The organism is Alteromonas sp. S015 (assembly GCF_036864485.1).
Taxonomy (GTDB): domain Bacteria; phylum Pseudomonadota; class Gammaproteobacteria; order Enterobacterales; family Alteromonadaceae; genus Alteromonas.
Map to the genome: position 1 here is coordinate 306,020 of NZ_JAZETO010000007.1, position 22,344 is coordinate 328,363.

The following is a 22,344-nucleotide window of genomic DNA, read 5'->3' on the forward strand; positions in this document are numbered from 1 at the left end:
AAAATGGGAATTATGACGTGGTTGGAAGACTTCACAAAAGCAACGGACGTAAACCAAGCATTAAGAAACAAACAGGCACTTGATGCCACGACGTGTTGCATCATGATGGCCGATGCTGACAGAAATATTATCTATGCTAATCAGTCTGTAAAGTCGCTGCTTAAAGAAAACGAGAAGAAACTTCAGGCTGTACTCCCGAGTTTTTCTGCTGACAACTTGGAAGGTCAAAATATCGACCAGTTTCATCGTAATCCTTCGCATCAGCGCAATATTCTCGCTGAATTGAAATCTACTATGACCTCCACGATTAGCATTGGCGACTTGAACTTCAAACTCACCCTTACGCCGTTTTTCGACCAAGAGAATAAGAATATAGGCACCATGGTTGAATGGGTTGATCAGTCTGAATTGCTGATTAAAAGCACCATGCTAAATGTATTGAACGATGCGCAAGCGGTTATCGAGTTTAATGCCGATGGTGTTATCCAAAACGCGAACGACAACTTTCTAAATGCCCTTGGTTACAGCCTCACTGAAATTGTTGGTAACCATCACAAAATGTTCTGTGACGCACAATACATTCGCTCAGAAGAGTATGCTCAGTTTTGGCGTGACCTTAAAGACGGCAAGCCACAGAATGGCGAGTTTTGTCGATTCGACAAAATGGGGAAAGAGATTTGGATCCAAGCTACCTACAACCCAGTCTTTGACGGCGAAGGTAAGGTAATTCGGGTCGTTAAATTTGCCACTGACATTACCGCCACTAAGTTGCGTAACGCGTATTTTGAAGGGCAAATTGACGCAATTAATAAAGCGCAGGCCGTCATTGAATTTGACCTAGATGGAAAAATTCTCAACGCCAATGAAAATTTCATCAAAACCGTTGGCTATAGTCTGGATGAAATTAAAGGCAAACATCACAGCATGTTTGTTGACGATGAATATAAGCGCAGTGTGGAGTATAGCCAGTTTTGGGAGCAGTTGCGCCAAGGAGTGCAGTTCACTGATGAGTTCAAGCGTGTGGGCAAAGGTGGGAAAGAGGTATGGATTCAGGCATCTTATAACCCTATTTTGGACCAAAACGGTAGACCTCACCGTGTGGTGAAATATGCCATAGATATCACGGGTAGAAAACAAGCCATTAGCGATATTAAAACAGCCATGAGTCAATTGGTGCAAGGTAATTTAGATTGCCGTATTGAGCATGAGTTTGATGGCGAGTTTAAAGAGCTAGGCACGTCAATAAACCGCTTTATTGATGACATGCGCCGCATTATTGGTTCAATCAGTGATGTGATGACTCGCTTATCTGGCGGCGATCTAACCGCAGAGCTTGATGAACAGTTCGAGGGTGAATTTCAAATATTAGGCGATGCTATAAACCAATTCGTTAGTGAAATGTCAGGCACTATTGGGTCAATTTACCAAGCAGTAGAGACCATTAATACGGCCTCGTCTGAAATTGCCACAGGGAACTCAGACCTATCAAGTCGTACTGAACAGCAGGCATCTAGTCTTGAAGAAACGGCGTCTAGCATGGAAGAGCTCACCGGTACGGTCAAGCTCAACGCCGAAAACGCGGAGCAAGCTAACAGTTTAGCATCGCAAAGCTGTGAAATTGCGTCACGGGGCGGTGAGCTAATCCGTCAGGTAGTCGACACCATGTCGTCTATCAACGAGTCTGCGCAGGAAATTTCAGACATCATCGGCGTGATCGACGGTATCGCATTCCAAACTAACATTCTCGCATTAAACGCTGCCGTAGAAGCCGCACGAGCTGGTGAGCAGGGCCGTGGCTTTGCGGTAGTTGCGTCAGAGGTACGAAGCCTGGCTCAGCGTTCTGCCGAAGCAGCAAAAGAAATCAAAGAGCTTATATCTGACTCGGTAAGCAAGATCGATGGCGGTAACAAACTCGTCAATCAGTCAGGCGACACTATGAAAGAAGTGGTGACTTCCATTAAGCGAGTGAACGATATTATGTCGGAAATTGCAGCGGCGAGTTCTGAACAAGCTTCGGGAATTGAAGAGGTAAGTAAAGCCGTTGTGCAAATGGATGAAATGACGCAACAAAATGCAGCGCTGGTGGAAGAGGCTGCGGCTGCCGCAGAAAGTTTGCAGCAGCAAGCGGGAAGTTTATCTGAACGCGTTTCAGCATTTAACATAGGTGACAAAGCGACGGTCAGTGAAGAAAAATTCATAAAGGCTGCGCCAGTTAACAAGAGTAAACACGTTGCACCGGTTACAGCAATTAAAACGCAAAAGAAACTGGCTCCAAAAGTACCAAGCAGTGACGATTGGGAGTCGTTCTAAAAAAGCGAAGGCGAATTCTTGAAAAGGAATTCGCCTTTTTTACTACACGGCATTTAGTTTGACGCTTTTAGAACAGAGCGTCGCAAATCAGGTGGATGGAATAATGGGCGTATTTAATATATTTCATAATGAAGAGTTAGTAGCGGCACAAAGTCTTTCACGCTTTCAAGAGCAAGCGCTAAGCGAAAGTACGGCATGTTTGATGTTGGTCGATGCAGAAGGAACGATCACCTTCGCCAACAAAGCATTTTATGCATTAGCCAATGAGCATCAAACGCAGTTCGAGCGTGCCTTACCTGGCGTTAATTTTCAAGGCCTGACGGGCTCTACTATGGCCGCGTTTTTCGCCAACAACAGCGACCTGAATTTGCGTTATAAAAGCTGTGATAGCAGCGACACCTTTTTGCTGCCAGTGGGCGACTTACTCTTTACCCTTAAGTTATCTACCATTAAAAGTGTTGAAGGCGACAAGCTTGGCACCATGGTGGAATGGCTTAACGATCAGGAGCTGCAATATAAAACAGGCTTATTGGCTGGATTAGACCGTTGCCAAGCCATTATTTCCTTTACGCCGGACGGGATAGTAGAAGACGCCAATGAGAACTTTTTGAAAGTGACAGGCTATTCGAAAGAAGACATTGTTGGTAAGCACCATCGCCTTTTTGTACTGCCAGACTACGGCGTGTCTGAAGAATATAAATCATTCTGGGAATCGCTGCGAAACGGTGAGCACAGCAGCGGTGAATATTGCCGCGTAGCGAAAAACGGCGATAAAGTATGGATCCAAGCCTCTTACAATCCTATCTATGACAAGCTCGGGAATATTGTTCGGGTAGTAAAATTTGCTACCGATGTGACGGAACAAAAACGTAAAAATGCCGACTACGAAGGCCAAATTAACGCTATCGACAAGTCCCTTGCTGTTATTGAGTTCGACCTAGAAGGCGTTATTCAAAATGCCAACGAAAACTTCTGCGCGACAACCGGTTATCAGCTGAACGAAATCAAAGGTCAGCATCATAGTATGTTTGTTGAACCCAACTACAAAATGAGCCCCGAGTATGCGGCATTCTGGCGAGATTTGAAAAAAGGCGAATTCAAGTCAGGTGAATTTAAAAGAGTAAAAAAGGATGGCAGTGAGCTTTGGATCCAGGCGTCTTACAACCCTATTTTTGACGAGTTCGGTCAGCCACTTAAAGTGGTGAAATATGCTTCTGATGTTACTGAGCAAAAACTGCAAAATGCGTTTAACACAGGGCAGATCGACGCAATAAGCAAATCGCAAGCAGTCATTGAGTTTGACCCTAACGGTAACATTGTAACCGCCAACGATAACTTTCTCGCAACAGTGGGCTATTCCATTGAAGAAATTCAAGGCAAACACCACCGCATTTTTGTCACCAAACAAGAGCGAGAATCTGAACAATATCAATTGTTTTGGAAAAAGCTGGCAGAAGGTCAGTTTTACTCAGGAGAGTTTCATCGTATTGCGAAAGACGGCTCAGATATATGGATTCAAGCCACCTACAATCCTATCTTAGACATGAGTGGCAATGTGGTTAAAGTGGTGAAATACGCCAGTAACATCACCGAACAGAAAGTTAAAAACGCTTACTTTGAAGGGCAGTTAGCTGCAATAGGAAAGTCTCAGGCCGTTATTGAGTTCAATATGGATGGCATTATTCAGCATGCCAACGAAAACTTTCTAAAGACGGTGGGCTACACCTTAGATGAAATCAAAGGTAAGCATCATAGCATGTTTGTCGACCCTGCTCATCGAGCTAGCCCTGAATACGCGGCGTTTTGGGATGCGCTACGTAGCGGAACTTACTCTTCTGGCGAGTACCGCAGAATTGGAAAAAATGGTAAAGAAATATCCATTCAGGCCACGTACAACCCCATATTAGATCATAACGGTAAGCCTTTCCGTGTAGTTAAGTTTGCCACCGACATTACGGGGAGAACTCAAGCTGTTGATGAAATTAAACATGTTATGACTAAGCTGACTGAGGGCGACTTAACGGTCAACATTGAACATGCTTTGGATGGCGACTTTGCTTTATTGGGCGAAGCCATTAATCAGTTTATTAACGAAATGCGCGGCACCATCACAAGTATTAACGAAGCAGTAGAAACCATTAACGTGGCATCGGGTGAGATTGCAACGGGCAATGCTGACTTATCAAGCCGCACCGAGCAGCAGGCATCTAGTCTGGAAGAAACTGCATCGAGTATGGAAGAGCTAACGGGAACCGTGAAACTCAACGCGGAGAATGCCGAGCAAGCTAATGGCTTAGCCGCGCAGGCGAGCCAAATAGCTTCAGAAGGGGGGCAGGTTATAGGTGAAGTGGTGAAAACCATGACCCAAATCAACGACTCGGCACAAGAGATCTCTGACATTATTGGTGTTATAGACGGCATCGCTTTTCAAACCAATATTCTTGCCCTAAACGCCGCCGTTGAAGCTGCTCGTGCGGGCGAACAGGGGCGAGGCTTTGCGGTAGTTGCTTCAGAGGTAAGAAACTTGGCTCAGCGCTCAGCCGAAGCAGCGAAAGACATCAAAGAACTGATTTCCGACTCGGTAAATAAAATAGCCAGCGGTAACGAGCTGGTAGTGAAGTCGGGTGACACCATGGCTGAGGTAGTAACTTCCATTAAGCGCGTAAACGACATTATGTCTGAAATTGCCGCTGCGTCTGCTGAACAAGCCGCGGGCATTGAAGAGGTGAGCAAAGCGGTTATTCAAATGGACGAAATGACACAACAAAATGCAGCACTGGTAGAAGAGGCAGCGGCTGCCGCGGACAGCTTGAAGCAACAGTCGTCGCAACTCAATGAGCGAGTATCGGTCTTTGAGGTTGGAAAGGGCTTGTCAATGGAGCAAAAGCACATCGCTGCGCTTTCTCACTCCGACTTCAACCAGCCGCGCGTAGCCTCATTGATTAACAACGCGCCTCAAGCACAAGCTCTGAAACCAGCCATGCCAGACGAAGCCGAGTGGGAGTCGTTCTAATGACAACAGTTCTTTCGTCGCGCGATAGCACACGGGAGTTCGCTTTTGAAAAGGCGGACTTCCACAAAGTGCAAAACATGCTATTTAAAAAAGCGGGCATAAAGTTGTCAGACGCTAAAGAAGCGATGGTATACAGCAGATTGGCTCGGCGTATCAGAGCCCTTCAGCTCACAAGCTTTAACGATTATCTAGGCGTAGTTGATAAGTCTGCACCTGAGCTAGAGCAGTTTATCAATGCATTGACGACCAATCTTACGTCGTTTTTTCGCGAGCCACACCACTTCACTGCACTGGCAGAGCATTTAAAACAACATCCAGAAGTGACGACTATCTGGTGTGCAGCAAGCTCTACCGGAGAAGAGCCTTATTCTATTGCCATGGTGGTGGCTGAGGCGTTTGGCAGCTTCAAAACACCTGTGAAAATCATTGCATCAGACATAGATAGCAAAGTGTTGCAGAAAGCCAAAGCGGGTATTTACCCGTTAGCGTCTATTGCGAAAATACCTGCTGACCGACAAAAGCACTTCTTCCACAAGGGGAAAGGGGTCAACGAGGGAAAAGTGAAGGTGGTGGATGAATTAAGGCACATGGTTCAGTTTAAAAAACTCAATCTTACTGATGCCAACTGGGACGTAAAAGGACCACTTGATATCATTTTTTGCCGAAACGTGATGATTTACTTCGACAAGCCTACGCAGTTAAAAGTGCTACAAAAAATGGTGGGTATGTTAAAACCGGCAGGACTTTATATGGCTGGGCATTCTGAAAACTTCAATATGTGTACTAATCTTGTGAGACCGGTAGGTAAAACTATATATCGCCCGGTTCATTAGGAGTACGTGTGGAGTCTTGTAATTTCGAAATACCTATTAGCTATTACGATAAACGCTTTTCGATTGACGCCGTAAAGCTGCTACCAGGGCAATATTTCGTAACAACGCAAGATAAAATGCTGGTCACGGTGCTGGGATCTTGTGTTGCAGCATGCCTTTACGACCCCGACACGGGAATAGGCGGTATGAACCACTTTATGCTGCCAACTATTAACAAAACAGTGGTCGAATTTGAACATGTCCAAGGTATGGCTGCCAAGTATGGGGTACATGCGATGGAAATACTTATCAACGACTTGGTGAAAGCCGGTGCAAACAAAAACCGGCTTAAAGCAAAAGTGTTCGGTGGTGGAAAAGTGGTGCCCTCCTTTGTGCAGCACGACGTTGGGAAATTCAACGCAGAATTCGTAACTGCCTTTTTGAAAACGGAGGGCATTCCGATATTGGCCAGTGACTTATGTGACGTATATGCACGAAAAATTTACTTCTTCCCTGGCAACGGCAATGTCTTTATGAAGCGAATTCATGAACTTAACAACGCCACTATTATTGAAAGAGAAAGTCAGCATAGATGGGAACTTTCAAGACGATCACCTACTGGTAGCGTAGATATTTTTGAGGACTAACAATGACGATAAAAGTTTTGGTGGTAGATGACTCGGCACTCATCAGGCAAATTTTAAGTGAAATTATAAAGAGTGAACCGGACATGGCCTTAGTGGGGGCTGCACCCGATGCGTTCGTGGCAAAAAAGTTGGTTTTAGAGAAGTCACCAGATGTCATTACCCTTGATATTGAAATGCCTAAAGTGGACGGATTACGCTTTTTAGAAGTGTTGATGAATGCAAAGCCGACGCCGGTTGTCATGATATCCACCTTAACGGAAAAAGGCGCTGATGCTACCTTGAGGTCTCTAGAGTTAGGAGCCATCGATTTTGTTGCAAAGCCTAAGATAGGTGTGGCACAAGGCATGGCAGACTATCACCAGTTGATTGTTGAAAAGATACGCACGGCTGCACGCTCTAAAGTGAAGAAATCGGTGCCTTCAAAAGTGTCGGCTGTGAGTAAAGTTAATTACTCTGGTACTGAAAAAATCATCGCAATTGGTGCTTCTACTGGAGGAACTGAGGCCATTAAGGAGGTATTGCGTACCTTTCCAGCGAATGCACCTGCCACCGTGATCACACAGCATATGCCTGCAGGGTTTACCTCTACCTACGCTAAACGGCTAGATGCCGTGTGCCAAATGCAGGTGAAAGAAGCAAAAGGTGGAGAGCGCTTGCTTCCTGGACAAGCCTATTTGGCACCTGGTGACAAGCATATGGAAATTGAAAGAAGCGGAGCTGATTACCGGATTAGATTGACAGACGGCGCTCGCGTATCGGGTCACAAGCCCTCGGTGGATGTGTTATTTAATTCTATATGTAAAAGTGCTGGTAATAATGCATTGGGTGTTTTACTGACTGGTATGGGGAGTGATGGCGCAAGTGGCCTTCACGAAATGTTTAACGCCGGCTGCGAAACATTCTGTCAGGACGAAGCTAGCTGCATAGTTTTTGGTATGCCCAAAGTAGCCATAGAAAAAGGTGCGGCTAAGCGCGTGATAAGCTTAGACGATATGGGCAGAAGCGTAATGCAAACAGTAGAAAAGCTCTCGGCAGGTAGTCGCTTATAAGCATAGTAAGTAAATACTTACAAAATGCAATTTCCGTCCTAAATTCTGTAAAAGGATTGTTATAACTTTTCTTGTTCCAGAAACGCTAAGGTGTTTTAATAGCGTCGCTTAATAATGAGTAATGCTGCTACAGAATGCTGTTGCTGTAGCCGATACTAAGGATAGGCTCACTACTAGGTGCGTAAGAATATAAAAATCGATACGTAAGTAAAATGGCAAGGTAAATCATTGTCGACATAATAATATAAAAGACAAAGGTTTATGTGCGTTAGCAAAAGCAAGGTACACAGAGTTTTATTACTGCGTATGTTTTGTGGTACCTAACTAGAATAAAAGCCCTGCTATATTTCTTACAGATTTGAGAGCAAATATATGCTCAATCTTACGGTATGACACTAACCCGGGATTATAACGAGTAGTTGGGGACTCTTATGAAACAGCACACGCTTATAGCAGTATCAGCTTTGATGTTTTCTTCTTCTGTTTTAGCTAATGGTGGCTTTGAACCGAATAAGAAAGCATGCGTGAACGTCGGAAAAGAAATCACGCGCGTAAGCACTGAAATGGACACAGCTAAGTCAGGTATTCAGAAGTCATGGCTTAAGCGTCAATTAAGCGCACTAGAAACGAAACGCAATTCTTGTAGTACTCAAGGTTTTAAACCAAACCAGCCAGAGCTTGCAAAAGTATAATTGTTTTGTTTTTCGATTTGAAAAAGTCTTACTTCGGTAAGACTTTTTTGTTTGTGTGCGATTATTTTTACAACGATGTATGTTAACAGCGCTAGTCAACACCGAATTAAACAATACCACTCTAAGCATTTATCACGTCAATTAGCTCGGAAAGTGAGCCGATGCTGTGATCAGGAGCAAGGCCTAACGGGTACATCATTTTTCCCGAGCGCTCGACAAAGGTAGTCTGCATGCCTGTTGCTTTAGCACCACTTACATCCCAACCATGAGCGGCCACCATCATGGCGTCTTCGTTCTTTACGTTAGCTTGTTGGCACGCCCAGTGATAAACCGCGGCATGGGGTTTATAGGTACGCACATTTTCTACACTTAATACATGGGAAAAGTACGGCCGAATATTAGCGTACTCAAGCTGTGCATCTAATCCTGTTTTCGAAGAGTTTGAAAGTGCAACCAAGGTTAACCCTGCATCTTGAAGCGCCTTTAATGTAGGAATAACATCGTCGTGAGGGGGGAGCTGGGTAATATATTGTTTAATGGTGTGTTTTGCGGTGGCGTCATCAAGTGCTATTTTTTTGCTGTGAGCCACCATAGTAAGCGCTGCGGCCCCAATATCAATGAAGTCGTGAAACTGTCCCGAGGTTACATCCACCAAGCTATGATGTAAAAGGTTGGCAAACCATAAGTCTACCAGGGTGTCATCGCCATTTAGCACCGATGCTAAGCCTTTTTTAATGGCCTGCATGTCGAGTAGTGTTTCATTAATATCGAAGAAAATAACCTTAGGCATCACGATTCACCATCCTATCTCTGCTGGTAGTAAACGGTACGTTTCGTTTTGGTTCGTGCGTTGCTTATACTACGGTACAACAGAATTGGTTTTGCTAAAGCGCATTGCGACTAATGTTGATGAATTAACGTTAGGGGGATAAAAGGCGCGGTTAAGGCTATAAAGTGTGTGCACACACGGTTGTGCAGCCCTTTTACGGTTTGCCGTTAAAGGGCTGCGCGTTCTATATTATGGAAATGCTATTCGCTGTCGGTACGGTTACCCATATCAATCGACATGGCAATATCATCAAGTATGTCGTTTAGACCGGTAATCTTCTCGCTAGCAATGAATACACTCATCTTTGATTCAACCACGATATGGTTGTAAGTAGCATCGCTTTCAAAGGTGTTGTCTAAGGCGTTCTGCACGCGGTCAAAAAACTGCCGCGCACTGCGTTCTTCAATGTTGTGCAGGCATAAAATAAATTGCTCGGTACCAAATCGCCCTAGAATATCATTACCTCGTGTAACGGTTTGGAGAGTTTGTGCAATTTGCCGTAACACCAAATCACCTTTTGTTGATCCCATCTTCCGAGTTATTTCACGCAGGTTGCTAATGTCGAATATAGCAATGGCAATGGCTCTGCCTATTTTGGGCGTATCAAGCCTATTAATGCGGGCAATGGCCGAATTTGCATTAAGCAGCAGGGTAACGGGATCTATGGCTTTGCGCGCAAGATGTCTTCTGTGAAGCACGTAGCCAGTAATACCACTCAGCAGAAAGAAAATGAGAATAGCGGTATACAATGTGTTTTTTCGCTGGTTTTCTGCTTGTTCTATAGCAGATTCCAAATCATAAATGCGGGCATATAGGTTGGCTGCCCCTATGATTAAGGCCGAGTCTTGAGTGACTTCACGTCGCCTAGTCACTTCTTTCGAATAAATCTTGTGTGCCTCTTTCGCCTTGGTAAGATCCTGTAACGCCAAATACATGGATACGTTAAAACTAAGGTAATCTAAATTTGAATGAAAGACTTGTGGTATTGTCTCGTTGTTTAACGCTTCAATACCTGAAATATATTGCTCAATACACGTTAGATCGTTTTCATGTAAACAAATCTCAGCTTTGTGCCAATTAACAAGGAGTTCACCTAATGAACTCGAAATGTTAGAAGACGCTTTTTCAAAATCGGGAAGGGTGTAGGCTAATCGGTTGTAGTTTTGAGTTTTTCTATAGTAAATAGACAGCGCATATTGATACAAAAAGTTGGTTAGCGGTGTGTCTATTTCGCTATTAAGTGAGCCTAGCTCTAGAATGTTTTGATAAGCTCTGTCTGTTTGGCCGCTACTTAGCAGCGACACAATGGCACTAATAAGAATACTCACCTTGTTACTGCCTTCGTAAACAAGTAAGCCCATTTCATGCGCTTTTAGATATTGCTCTGCTGCTAAAGCATGTTGTTCTAATTCGCCATATAACAAGCCAATAGCGTTGTGAATATGAGCTAACTCGCCAGGGCTACCATTGTCAGAATAACGCTTAAGTACACCAAACATCTTACCCAATCTAACTTCAGGTGATGTGGCTTCTGAACAGTAGTTAATAATACCTAAAGATGAGCTGGTAAAAATATCGCTGTGGTGCTCTGGCGAAGAGAGCGCTTGTGCCTGATGATAATACTCACAGCGTGCTGGATTTTCCCTGGCGTCATAAGAAAAGCCAATTTGATAAATAGCTGACGCAAACGCATACGTGCTTTTATCAATATCACTTTGTGCAATGGCTTTAAGCAGCATAGTTTCAGCTTCTTCGTACTTACCTCGGCAAATTAAAAATTGCCCTTTGGCTACGGTTAAGGCAAAACGTTGTTGTGAAGTTAGCGATTCTTGCGCGAGTGTGCTTTCAAGTTCAGGCAGCAGGGCCTGAGAAGGACAATCATACGAAGGGGTGCGTACTTTTTCGATAACAGCATCGATGTTGTCGTTTGCCAACGCTGCAAAAGAAGTAAGCGCAACGCTTAGAAAAATAAATACTGTTAAAGATAACCTTTGAAACATGAGAAATAATGTTTTTGTTTTTTCTTTATAATATCGATTTGAGTTAATAACTACTACATGAAGCCTGTAAAACTTATGGCTTTTTTGTATCCTGGTGCTTATTTTGTGTCTGAACCGTAACACTTATAAAAGTAGCGTTGGCCTATCTTCAATGCGCAGACGACCCAAAACTAACCAATATAGCCACTCCAACTAAGGCAACGGCAGACCATGCAATAGTTGCCTTGGTGGCACGTTCTCCAAGTACCCACGCAACCCCTAGCGACATTAAAGCGCTTGTAGCAATAAGGGTTTGAACCACAGCCGCTTTAGCATAGGCGAACGCAAACATTTGTAAGTAAATAGCGGCAGTTGTGCCAAGCAGCGTAGCTAATATAAAAGCAGACCATACCCGTTTTCCGCTATCGCTTTGGTAGTTAATAACGGGCATATAGCGGGTTTTGGTTAGGGCTATAAATGGCACCACAAAGACCATACCGCCTACAAGGCGCAAAAACGCCGCGCTGGCTGCGTCAATGTCACCGGTACTTAAAATGTCGCGGCTAACAACCGCACCAATTGCCTGACATAAGGCAGCGCCCACGCCATACAAATAGCCGCTGGTAGCGAATACATGAGTAGTGCTGCGTTTGCGTGCTTTTATTACCATATCTACCGAAAACAGCACTACTGCAACGCCAACCCACTGCTGCCAGGTAATCCATTCGCCAATAAAAGCCATAGCAAAAAGGGCTGTGAATAAAGGCGCAAGGGTTTCGGCGACCAGCACCGCTTGACTGTCGCCAATGCTTTGTAGGGCTTTAAAAAAGCAGGTGTCGCCAATGCCTATACCAATGAGCCCGCTAAGCAATAACCACAAAATAGCATGAATACTAAGCCCCGTTGGCTGTACCACTGCTAAAACCACTGCCAAAATGGCAATAGAAATAAGCCCCTTCCAAAAGTTCATGGTAAGCGGCGAAAACGCGTTACCTGTTCCACGGAATAAACGCGCAGCAATTGCCCAACAAAGCGCTGTACCTAGCGCAGCAAGAACACCCATAAATTACCTGTTAAAAGTTCGCCCAATAACGCTAGGGCTAATAAGTAGCCTGCCAAAAAGAGCGGCTATGCTAATGCAAGGTGTGGGCGGGGTAAACTTAAATCACATCAGTAGTTTTTAACCAAATACATTCAAGCCTTAAGCAAACGTAACAGAAGGCTAAAGGCATTCGTGGCATTATGTTGGCGGTAAGATTAGTGAGCAATATCAGCGCTGTACTTAATTAAGTGGGCGTTAACCGAACTTTAAGACTAACAGTGAAGTAAAAGGACGAGAAAAGCGTGAGTGTAGAGCATATGAACTTAACCGGCATTAAGGGTGTAATATTCGATTTAGACGGCACCTTGGTAGAGTCTAGCCTTAACTTCACGCAAATGCGCGCCGACGTAGGCTGCCCACAAAACGAAGACATTCTTACCTTTGTTGATGCCCTTAGCTGCGCCGAAACTAAAGCCAACGCCCACCGCGTTATTTTGCAGCACGAGTTAGACGATGCGCAAAATGCCAAGTGGTTACCCATTGGCAAAGCCATGATAGAAAAGGTGCAGGCACACAAATTACCCATGGCAATAGTTACCCGCAACTGCCGCCAAGCCACCGCAATTAAGCTAGCCAATAACGGCATTCCCATCGACTACGTGCTTACTCGCGAAGATGCCCCAGCCAAGCCCGACCCAACCGCGTTATTGATGGTGGCGAATACATGGCAGCTTCAACCGGAAGACTGCCTGTATGTAGGCGACTTTATTTATGACCAGCAAGCCGCCGAGAATGCTGGGATGAAGTGGTTTTTGGTTTAGATCTCTACCTTATGTCCTGAAGGTGGAATTGGAACTTCCGGTAAAAACATCGTTAAATCTTTTTCTATAAAGCAAGAGTGTCCATCGCCTCCATATACTTTAGTATAATCTTCTGCTCTTAACTCTTGCATGTTTGTATTTTGTTCGATACTCATAGTTATTTCCTTTTAAATTAGTTTTAAGTTGCTGATAAAGAAATGAAAGATTAACAAGGCTACTGACAGATGGATTTGCGGTTGAAGACAAAGAAGAGATCTATTGAACAATTTATCCAGATTGGCGCAATATTGATGTTTTTCTGTCTCATTATTTCAAGTGATGCCAGAGCTTTCGGGGTTACATTGAATGGAAAAACTCAGTTTGCGGGTATACCGGCGGGTATCATCAGAGACATCGAAGTTGTTGGTGATGCTGTTTATATTGCATCTGAAAATGGTGTTTTTAAATATATTGGCGGGCAATCTGAAAAGATAAATTATGGATCACCGCCTACTAGACGTGGAATGGTCTCTGACCTTTATTTTGATGGGAAAAAGACACTATGGATAGTTGAGTTTGGAGTTGGGGTTTACAAGCTCAATGTAGGTACTGGTCTAGTAGAAAGTTTCCATAACGAAAGCAAGTGGCCCAAATACGCTTGGAAGATAGGAGTCTTGGAACACTATCTTGTAGTCTCGTTGATTAGTGGGATTATCGTCGTGGACATTGAGACGGGTGAGCTACAAAGTTGGGCATCAAATGTTGGTGTCGGGAAAGTAGAAGGAGTCTTGTCGCTTTCGGTATCAAAAAACGGTTTAGTCTTCCTAGCTTTTAACAAAGGGTTAGTAATAGTTGATGCTGACAGAAAAGTCAGTGAGTTGATAACTATTGATAATTCATTCACTTCACTTTCTTCAATTGACGCTGTTTCAGTGTATGACTCTAAAGTTTATATCGGCGGAAAAGAAGGAGTCTACGACTGGGACACGTCAACTAACGAAAAAACATTTTATCCGTTTAGAAGTCTAAGTTCTTCCAGCTCTGTTTCAGATATTTATGTTTCAGAACAAGGTCGATTTTTTGTTGCAGCAGGAGGGCTGTTCGAAATCAAAGGAGGGCAAATAGTAAAACCTGACTTCATGGCGCCTTTGATAACTTCTGAGGGAATAAAAAGTATCGTAAAAATTGCAGAATTGCCATCGGGCGAATTATTGATAGCATCTTCCCAGCTAGGGTTGGTTTCTATTTCTCGTTCCCACGAAGCCATAAACCTTGTCCATCAAAATGGTCAAGTTCTAAGAAAGAATATTAAGTCATTCGGTAGCAGTAATGAATTTGGGTTTGCTGTAAGTACAAAAGACGACGACTTTCTCATAGATTTAGATACAGGAGAGATAGAGCCATTTAATTTTTGGGAACATAATAGCTGCATAGACGGTAAATTGAACGAAGTTACTTCGGAATATTCAAACACTGGTAGAGGCTTTGATTATTGCAGTTCTGAGTATACTCATATTTTTAAAGACCCTGCGTCACGCGCCTATTTGTATCACGACACTGGAGAGAACGCATCTTATAGCATTATAGATAGAGGTCTGATAGTAGATAATATACCAGCGCCTAAAGAAATGCTCGCTTCCGTTTTAACAAGTTCTGGTGAAATCGCAGGGTTTGATACCAACAGTTTCTTTCATATCCAAATGTCTAAGTTTAATTGGAAGTCAATTTCTCCTGATGAGGGAAACTGGGTGGGACTAACTTGCTTAATCGAGCTGGAAAATACTTTCTTACTCTGTACCTCAGGGCAGGGAGTTAAATCTATCGATAAGCGTACTGGTGAGATAGCCTCATCTAGTCTACTTGAAGGTACGGGGGCTAGGTTTATCAGGGGAGGGCTGTTAAGTGCGAATGATAATTTTTGGTTCTTGTCGAACATGGGGCTCTTTGTTGTAACGCCAGAAGGCGGCCTAATCTCTTTCAATGAAAATGATGGGATATTTGATACTGACTTCGAATACCGTGGAATAAAAGAACTAGGAGATCGCCTAATAATCCTCGGCGACAAATACTCATATGTAATCTCTGAGACTAAAGCCATTTTGGCTATGAGGGCAAAAGAAAATATTAGGAGTAGAGTTGTTTTTACTCGCATCGAATGGTCTGCGAAAGATTTGGGATCTCATAAGATGCTTCAAAAAGCTGGAGGTAGCTCTAATCCTGTAATGTTAGACAGCGATTTTGATACATTCTCCGTGGACTTTAGAACTAACAGCTTTTCAGAGAATGAAACGCAAAAACTAGAGTTCAGAATACTAGGAGTTGACGATGAATGGACTGTGCATCCCCAATCTCAAGCCTTTCTTACATTGTCGGAACTAAAGTCGGGTAGCTATGAGTTCCAAGCGAGGGTGTTGGGAACCGGAAACCCTATATCCACAATAGCGTTTGAGGTAAAGCCACCGATATATCTCCAAATATTTGCTCTTTGGAGTTATCTCATTATTGCTTTGAGCCTCGTTATCGCACACAAGCTTAATTATCTGAGTAAGTTATGGGTTTATTTCAAAGCCACTAAATTCTACAACTATCTTACCCGCTACGAAATAACTGACGGCCACTCCAGATTCGAAAAAATGCTTCGTAGCAAAGAGCGCTTCATCAACGAAATTACTCACGAGCTTCGCACTCCCATCCAACTTATCAATGGTTCGTTAGAAAACATTTCCCAAACAGATAAAGTAGCTAGTAAAGAGCTTATATGTGTTCAAAACAACATGAAAAGGGTTGAGCAGTTAGTAAATCAGATGGGGCATGATGTCCCGAGGGCCTTGGCTGCTGCCGACTACTATAAGTCTTACTCGCTGGACAATATAAAGTTCATCGTCTTATCAATGCAACCATTAGCTAAGCAAAAAAGACAGAATATTGAAGTTCGTATTAAAGGGAAGGAAGAAATATCTCTTATTAGCGACAGCTTAGAGAAAATTTTGGCAAACTTAATCCAAAATGCAATTAAGTTCACACCAGAGCTTGGCACAATAAAAGTAGCTGCCATACAAGATAGTAAAGTGCTTAAAATAACCGTCAGTGACAATGGAGAAGGAATCGAAGCGCAGTTACACAAAAAAGTGTTCGAGCGATTCACCAAAGGGAGCACTGAGCACGAAGGGAATGGCGTTGGTTTAGCCGTGGTGAAAACTCTAGTTGAATTAAATCAGGGAGAAATTACTTTAGAAAGTCAAAAAGGTATCGGAACAAAAGTGACAGTGACGTTACCTATTGATGACGTTGAATTTGTAAATTCACATGCTGAAAAGCTGTCACCCGCCAGTGGCAAGTCGAATAAAAAATCATTATTAATAGTAGATGACAGCCGAGAGTTTCGCTCTTATCTTTTCGATTTGTTCTCTAGTAAATATCGCTGTCTAGTCGCTCGTAACGGTGTTCAGGCGCTGGATGTCATGCAGCATTATCTGGTCGATTTAGTGATTACTGATCAAATGATGCACGAAATGGATGGGCTGGGTTTAACAAGAGAAATTCGCAGTAATAGCAGCTATGCCAATGTCCCGATATTGATGCTAACCGCTGAAACCGGAGCAGCATTTGAAAAATCAGCGTTAGAAGAGAAAGTGGATTATTTCTTGGCAAAGCCTGCATCTAATGAGGAAATTACTCTTAGGGTTGAGCATTTGTTGTCGGTCAGAGAAGCAAAAGAACGAGAAGAAGAGGAAAGTGAAGAGCCTGCATTTAAATTCGGGTGCCTGAAAATTCCCGAGTTTGATAACGAAAAGGATATGGCATTTTATTTGAATTTTATCGCTGTATTGGAAAAGAACTATCACAATGAATCATTCAATAGAGATCAAGCTGCCTCGCAGTTATTGATAAGTCCTAGAAGTTTGAACCGGAGAATGTCAGAGCTTTTTGACTATAACTTCAGCGAGTTTCTCTCTCGCTTTAGAATTGAAAAGTCTATTCCATTACTTTTAAGGGGAAATAGTATTTTAGATACTTGTCTGGATGTAGGCTTTGGCACAGCAGCCTACTTCTCGACATCATTTAAAAAGGTTATGCACTTACCACCCAAAAAGTTTGTGGAGCAATACAATCAGACAGTAGCGTAATAATAAAATTAGTAACGCTAAATATACCTACGCCTTTCCGCCAAAAAGCCAATCAATAAAAACGATGCCACATAGCCTGCGCCTTGGTACTGCCAAGGTAAGTAGGCTAGGGTGTGTTTTAAAAAAGGTGCGCCGAAAAGGGTTAATGCACCATAGCCAAAGGCACACAGTACTACAAACAAGCTAACGCGAATAAAAAAATGGCACGGCGCAAGAACGCGTTTTACATGGCCGTTTATCAGGTCACCATACACAACTAGAATAGTGGCCATAAGCATAATGCTAAGCTCGGTGTAATAAGGGCTTAATGCGCGAGATAGGGCACTTAAAAGTTCATTCATATAAATTACTGCTATGACGATTTTTTATTATGTGCCCATTATAACCACGACAAAGTAAAAAGCGTTAGCTAACGCTTTTATTTAGTGCACTTACCGCTTTAAAACCTTGTTCGATAGTGGCAATGCGGTCGGTGGTTTGATCGCGCTCTACAAATTTATGTTCAATACCGGCCAACTTGCCGTGCGCAAAAATCTCTTTAAAGTTAATGGTACCTTTGCCCACGTCAGCAAAGCTGCCGTCTTCAGCTAAATCTTTTACGTGCCAAAGTTTAAAGCGGCCTGGGTACTGCTTAAAGTAATCAATGGGGTTTTTACCCGCTTTTACCGTCCAGTACAAATCTAGCTCCATGGCAACAAGGTCTGGGTCGGTCTGAGTTATAAGCACGTCTAATGGTGTTTTGCCGTCGCGTACTTCAAACTCGAAATCGTGGTTGTGGTAGGCAAGGGTAATACCTTCTTTTTTACAGGCTTCACCAATAGTGTTTAGCTTATCGGCAAGGGCTTGGTAAGGTGCAATGCCTTTACCACGCTGCGCTTCGCTAAGCCAAGGAACTACCAAGTACTTGTGACCAACGGTTTGTGCGTCATCTAAAATTTGTGACAGGTTAGTATCGAAAGCGTCTAACTGAATATGAGCCGAAGGCGCGGTGAGGCCATTGTCATCAAGCAGTCGCTTAATTTCTTTTGCACTTTGGTCAAAGTAGCCCGCAAATTCCATTTCGGAATAACCAACATCGGCGACTAGTTTAAGCGTAGCTGGCACACTTACCTTCATTATATCTCTAAGCGTATAAAGCTGCAGACCAACAGCACTGTTATGCATGCCCTTCATCATCGCTCCTTTATCACTACTGTGCCCGTGCGCCAATACAGCAGGAGCGCTCATAGCCGCCAATAAACCAGACGAGTATTTAATGAACTGACGTCTTGAAACGCCGCACCTAATATCGCTGGCCGCGTCTAACGTTGCTGTCTTACTTAAGTTTTCTTTACTTAAATTCACTGCGTGCTCCTTTTCTGTAGTGGTACATAGGTGATGGTGCATTGCTATCTTCAATTAACCCAAAGCCTTGCCCGTGCTTTCACGCACAATAAGTTCAAAGGGCATAATAACTTTCGGGGCCTTGCGAATTTTTCCGTTAAGTAAGTCCACTAGTAGCGTAACCGCCGTTCTACCAAACTCTTCCGCGGGTTGGGCAATAGTGGTTAACGGCGGGTCGACAAATGCTGAAAATGCAATGTCATCGAAACCTGCCACTGAAATGTCGTTGGGCACATGCAGGTTAGCTTGCTTAAAGGCTTGCATGGCACCAATAGCGGTTTCATCATTTTCACAAAACACCGCCGTAGGTCTATTTTCAAGGCGGCTAATCGCTTCACCTGCGTTGTATCCGGCTTGCAATGTAAAGTCACCGGGTAGCAGCAAGCTTTCATCAAACTCTATATTGGCTTGCGCTAGCGCGTCTTTGTATCCCACCAAGCGCTCTTGGGTCAGCGGGCTTGAGTTAGGCCCTTTAATCATGGCAATACGGGTATGGCCTAACGAAATTAAGTGCTCTGTCATGGCTTTGGCCGCAGCGCGGTTGTCTAACGACACAACAGGATATTGGCCATCGTCAATCACCTCACAGGCATTCACCATGGGAAGTAGGCCATTGTCGTTAATCATCGTGGCATCAAATGGGTTGTGTGCACGTAATTGTATAAGTCCATCAGCCTGAGAAGTACTAACCATCTTGGCGTAATGGCTTTCTATTTCACTATTACCAAGCGTATTGGCAAGTAAAATGGAATAGCCCAGTTCGGCCGCCGCTTCCTGCATACCGCTAATAACACGGGCGAAAAATACGTTCGCTACTGTAGGCACCAGTACCACCAAATTATGCGTTTTGCCCGAGCGAAACTTAACCGCCATTAAGTTAGGTTTATATCCAACGGCCTGAACAGCGGCCATCACCTTATTGCGCGTTTTAGGTGAAACACGCTCTGGTTGTTGTAATGTTCTTGATACGGTAGCGACCGACACGCCGGCACTATCTGCTACATCTCTAATATTTGCCATGTACGTTGTTGTTGTTTGTTAGCTTACTCGCGCATTGTAAACCTAACCCACTAAATGTGTGGGTTATAAGGTGGAAGCAAACTCAAAATTTACGTGAAATAAATATGTAACCGTTTTCATTTTAGGAAAAAGAATACCCACTTTCATTGAAAGGTCAAAGGTTATTTGTAGAAGGTATGTAAATTTTTGTCATGTTTATGTTCATATTTGGTGCAGAAATAAGCGTCTAAGTAGGCAGTAAGCTCGTATTGCCTCGTTATTTGTAAACTTTAGTTTAATGAAATGCTGTTTTTTGTGTTGACCGTAAAAATGTAACGGGTTACATTTTGGTGTAGTGATAACACCAACAGTGCGCTCGCACATAGAGGATTTTCAATGCAACCAATTCGAATGGGAATGATCGGAGGCGGGGAAGGCGCATTTATTGGTGCCGTGCATCGTCATGCTGCTGGGTTAGATGGGAACTATCAGTTGGTGTGTGGCGCATTTAGCCGCAACGAAGAAAATAATACGCGTACTGCTTCTGCATTGAACGTATCAACATCGCGCACATACGGTAGCTGGCAGACAATGTTAGAAGAAGAAGCCAAGTTACCTGACCAGCAGCGCATGCAGGTTGTTGTAATCGTAACGCCTAATCATCTTCACGTACCTATTTCACTTGCCGCAATCAAAGCAGGCTTTCATGTCTTCTGTGAAAAACCAGCGGGCGTTAGCTTTGCAGAAGTAAAAGAGCTTCAGGATGTTATTCACGCCAGTGAATCGCTATACGGCTTGGCTCATACCTACCTTGGTTATCCTATGGTATGGCAAGCACGTCATCTCGTTGAAAGCGGTAAGCTAGGCGAAATTCGAAAAGTATATGTTGAGTATCCGCAAGGCTGGTTGTCAGGAGAAGAAGAAACGCACAACAAACAAGCGCAGTGGCGCACCGACCCGGCAATTTCTGGGGCAACGGGGGCAATGGGCGATATCGGCACTCATGCTTTTGGACTGGTTGAGTTTGTATTAAACGACAGTGTTACCTCGCTATGTGGCGAGTTGAACACGCATGTTGAAGGACGCCGATTAGATGATGACGGCGCCGCGCTTATTAAAACTAAAAAGGGCGCGTCGGGTGTGCTGATTGCTTCACAGGTTTGTGCCGGTGAAGAAAACGCACTGAAAATTCGCGTCTACGGTGACAAAGGCGGGTTGGAGTGGCGTCAAATGGAGCCAAACTCCGTTATCTATCGCCCCGTTGATGCCCCTTATCAAGTGTTTAGAGCGGGTCAAGGTCAAGTTGGGTTATGTGACCAGGCATCTGCACGTTGTCGCGTTCCAGCTGGTCACCCAGAAGGCTACTTAGAAGCAATGGCAAACTTGTATACCGATTTTGCTAAAGCAGTACGTGCGAATCTAAAAGGCACGGCTGACGGCGTTCCAGGAATAAATTCAGGCATACGCGGAATGGTATTTGTAGATGCCATGCTTGCCAGTACTGACAGCGACACCAAATGGGAGTCGGTTAGTCAGGAAGGAACGCAGTAATGCAATTACAACATACAATAAAAAAGGTGAGCGCTTATGGCTACTAATCAACAACCTATCAAAGGGCCTGCTATCTTCCTTGCTCAGTTCATGGGAAAAGACGCGCCGTTCGATACGCTCGAAAATATGGCGAAGTGGGCAGCGTCGCTAGGCTACAAGGGAATACAGGTACCTACCGATCCTAGTCTGTTTGATTTAGAAAAAGCGGCTGAAAGCCAAGAATACTGCGACAACATCGCTAAAATTTGTAAAGACGCAGGCGTAGAAATTACTGAGCTTTCTACGCATTTACAAGGTCAGCTAGTAGCGGTTCATCCCGCTTACGACGAGTTATTCGATAACTTTGCGCCAGCGCACTTACACGGCAAGCCACAAACGCGGACTGAATGGGCAATTAATCAGCTCAAATGTGCGGCAATTGCCAGTAAGCGTTTGGGATTGAAAGCTCACGCTACCTTTTCTGGTGCATTAATGTGGCACTTGGTTTACCCGTGGCCTCAGCGTCCTGCTGGCTTGGTCGAGCAAGGCTTTGCTGAATTAGCTAAGCGTTGGAAACCCATTCTCGACGCATTCGACGATGCAGGTGTTGACGTATGCTACGAAATTCACCCTGGAGAAGACTTGCACGATGGCGCTTCGTTTGAGCAGTTTTTAAAAGCAGTAGATAACCACCCACGGGCAAATATTCTTTTCGATCCAAGTCACTTTGTTTTACAGCAGCTTGACTACCTTGACTTCATTGACCGCTACCACAGCCGGATCAAAATGTTTCACGTTAAAGACGCCGAGTTTAATCCTAACGGTAGAAACGGTGTGTACGGCGGCTATCAAGACTGGCAAGACCGGGCAGGGCGTTTTCGTTCGCTTGGCGACGGTCAGGTCGATTTCAAAGGTATTTTCAGCAAACTTACCCAGTACGGTTTCTCAGGTTGGGCAGTGCTAGAGTGGGAATGCTGCTTAAAAGACAGTGCGCAAGGTGCAGCGGAAGGCGCACCGTTTATCGCTTCACACATTATCGAGCCAAGCAAATATGCGTTTGACGATTTTGCTGGTGGAGACGTTAGCGAAGCGAAGAATAATCGTATTTTAGGCCTTGAGCGCTAAGCGCCAT

The 22,344-nt window shown here is 44.0% G+C and carries 17 protein-coding genes; 10 read left to right on the plus strand and 7 right to left on the minus strand.

What is annotated here, in order from left to right; all coding sequences use genetic code 11:
- Positions 1–3 precede the first annotated feature (3 nt).
- The 6 genes from V7R42_RS15025 (at position 4) to V7R42_RS15050 (ending at position 8,523) form a co-directional block, all read left to right on the plus strand.
- Entirely contained in the window at positions 4–2,310 is a 2,307-nt protein-coding gene (locus V7R42_RS15025; protein ID WP_334021052.1) for a methyl-accepting chemotaxis protein, read from the plus strand.
- 103 nt (positions 2,311–2,413) lie between these two features.
- The gene (locus V7R42_RS15030) at positions 2,414–5,323 is read left to right on the plus strand and encodes a methyl-accepting chemotaxis protein (RefSeq protein WP_334021077.1); all 2,910 of its coding nucleotides are present in this window, start codon (positions 2,414–2,416) and stop codon (positions 5,321–5,323) included.
- Complete coding sequence (locus V7R42_RS15035) at positions 5,323–6,156, plus strand: CheR family methyltransferase (RefSeq protein ID WP_334021053.1); 834 nt, start codon at positions 5,323–5,325, stop codon at positions 6,154–6,156. The genes V7R42_RS15030 and V7R42_RS15035 overlap by 1 nt, the downstream gene beginning before the upstream one ends.
- Before the next feature lie 8 nt (positions 6,157–6,164).
- Positions 6,165–6,782: a chemoreceptor glutamine deamidase CheD gene (gene cheD / locus V7R42_RS15040; RefSeq protein WP_334021054.1), complete on the plus strand. Its 618-nt coding sequence runs from the start codon at positions 6,165–6,167 to the stop codon at positions 6,780–6,782.
- 2 nt (positions 6,783–6,784) lie between these two features.
- Positions 6,785–7,831 carry a protein-glutamate methylesterase/protein-glutamine glutaminase gene (locus tag V7R42_RS15045; RefSeq protein ID WP_334021055.1) on the plus strand — a complete coding sequence of 349 codons (1,047 nt, stop codon included), beginning with the start codon at positions 6,785–6,787 and terminating at the stop codon, positions 7,829–7,831.
- Positions 7,832–8,262: 431 nt separating this feature from the next.
- Positions 8,263–8,523, plus strand: a complete 261-nt coding sequence (locus V7R42_RS15050; protein WP_334021056.1) for a hypothetical protein — start codon at positions 8,263–8,265, stop codon at positions 8,521–8,523.
- Between the two features lie 121 nt (positions 8,524–8,644).
- On the opposite strand, the gene V7R42_RS15055 is transcribed toward V7R42_RS15050, so the two are convergent.
- From V7R42_RS15055 to V7R42_RS15065, 3 genes are all read right to left on the minus strand, one after another.
- The gene (locus tag V7R42_RS15055; RefSeq protein WP_334021057.1) at positions 8,645–9,316 is read right to left on the minus strand and encodes a haloacid dehalogenase type II; all 672 of its coding nucleotides are present in this window, start codon (positions 9,314–9,316) and stop codon (positions 8,645–8,647) included.
- A 236-nt stretch (positions 9,317–9,552) separates the two neighbouring features.
- A complete protein-coding gene (locus V7R42_RS15060; RefSeq protein WP_334021058.1) occupies positions 9,553–11,352 on the minus strand; it encodes a GGDEF domain-containing protein in 1,800 nt (599 codons plus the stop codon).
- 148 nt (positions 11,353–11,500) lie between these two features.
- The gene (locus V7R42_RS15065; protein ID WP_334021059.1) at positions 11,501–12,394 is read right to left on the minus strand and encodes a DMT family transporter; all 894 of its coding nucleotides are present in this window, start codon (positions 12,392–12,394) and stop codon (positions 11,501–11,503) included.
- Between the two features lie 281 nt (positions 12,395–12,675).
- Here V7R42_RS15065 and V7R42_RS15070 point away from each other — a divergent pair, with 281 nt between their 5' ends.
- Complete coding sequence (locus V7R42_RS15070) at positions 12,676–13,194, plus strand: HAD family hydrolase (RefSeq protein ID WP_334021060.1); 519 nt, start codon at positions 12,676–12,678, stop codon at positions 13,192–13,194.
- Here the strand turns inward: V7R42_RS15070 and V7R42_RS15075 are convergent.
- Positions 13,191–13,349 carry a hypothetical protein gene (locus V7R42_RS15075; protein ID WP_334021061.1) on the minus strand — a complete coding sequence of 53 codons (159 nt, stop codon included), beginning with the start codon at positions 13,347–13,349 and terminating at the stop codon, positions 13,191–13,193. The two genes, V7R42_RS15070 and V7R42_RS15075, sit on opposite strands and share 4 nt — an antisense overlap.
- Positions 13,350–13,418: 69 nt before the next feature.
- Between V7R42_RS15075 and V7R42_RS15080 the strand changes: the two genes are divergently transcribed.
- Positions 13,419–17,300 (plus strand): hybrid sensor histidine kinase/response regulator transcription factor, encoded by a 3,882-nt coding sequence (locus tag V7R42_RS15080; protein WP_334021062.1) that lies wholly within the window; start codon positions 13,419–13,421, stop codon positions 17,298–17,300.
- 17 nt (positions 17,301–17,317) lie between these two features.
- Here V7R42_RS15080 and V7R42_RS15085 read toward each other — a convergent pair whose 3' ends face one another.
- From V7R42_RS15085 to V7R42_RS15095, 3 genes are all read right to left on the minus strand, one after another.
- A complete protein-coding gene (locus V7R42_RS15085) occupies positions 17,318–17,641 on the minus strand; it encodes a DUF3392 family protein (RefSeq protein WP_334021063.1) in 324 nt (107 codons plus the stop codon).
- A 64-nt stretch (positions 17,642–17,705) separates the two neighbouring features.
- Positions 17,706–18,644: a sugar phosphate isomerase/epimerase family protein gene (locus V7R42_RS15090; protein ID WP_334021064.1), complete on the minus strand. Its 939-nt coding sequence runs from the start codon at positions 18,642–18,644 to the stop codon at positions 17,706–17,708.
- 54 nt (positions 18,645–18,698) lie between these two features.
- On the minus strand, positions 18,699–19,703 hold the full coding sequence (locus V7R42_RS15095; RefSeq protein ID WP_334021065.1) for a LacI family DNA-binding transcriptional regulator: 1,005 nt from the start codon (positions 19,701–19,703) through the stop codon (positions 18,699–18,701).
- A gap of 375 nt (positions 19,704–20,078) precedes the next feature.
- On the opposite strand from V7R42_RS15095, the gene V7R42_RS15100 reads away from it, so the two are divergent.
- Positions 20,079–21,233 carry a Gfo/Idh/MocA family protein gene (locus V7R42_RS15100; RefSeq protein WP_334021066.1) on the plus strand — a complete coding sequence of 385 codons (1,155 nt, stop codon included), beginning with the start codon at positions 20,079–20,081 and terminating at the stop codon, positions 21,231–21,233.
- A gap of 36 nt (positions 21,234–21,269) precedes the next feature.
- Positions 21,270–22,337 (plus strand): sugar phosphate isomerase/epimerase family protein, encoded by a 1,068-nt coding sequence (locus V7R42_RS15105; RefSeq protein WP_334021067.1) that lies wholly within the window; start codon positions 21,270–21,272, stop codon positions 22,335–22,337.
- Positions 22,338–22,344: the final 7 nt, after the last annotated feature.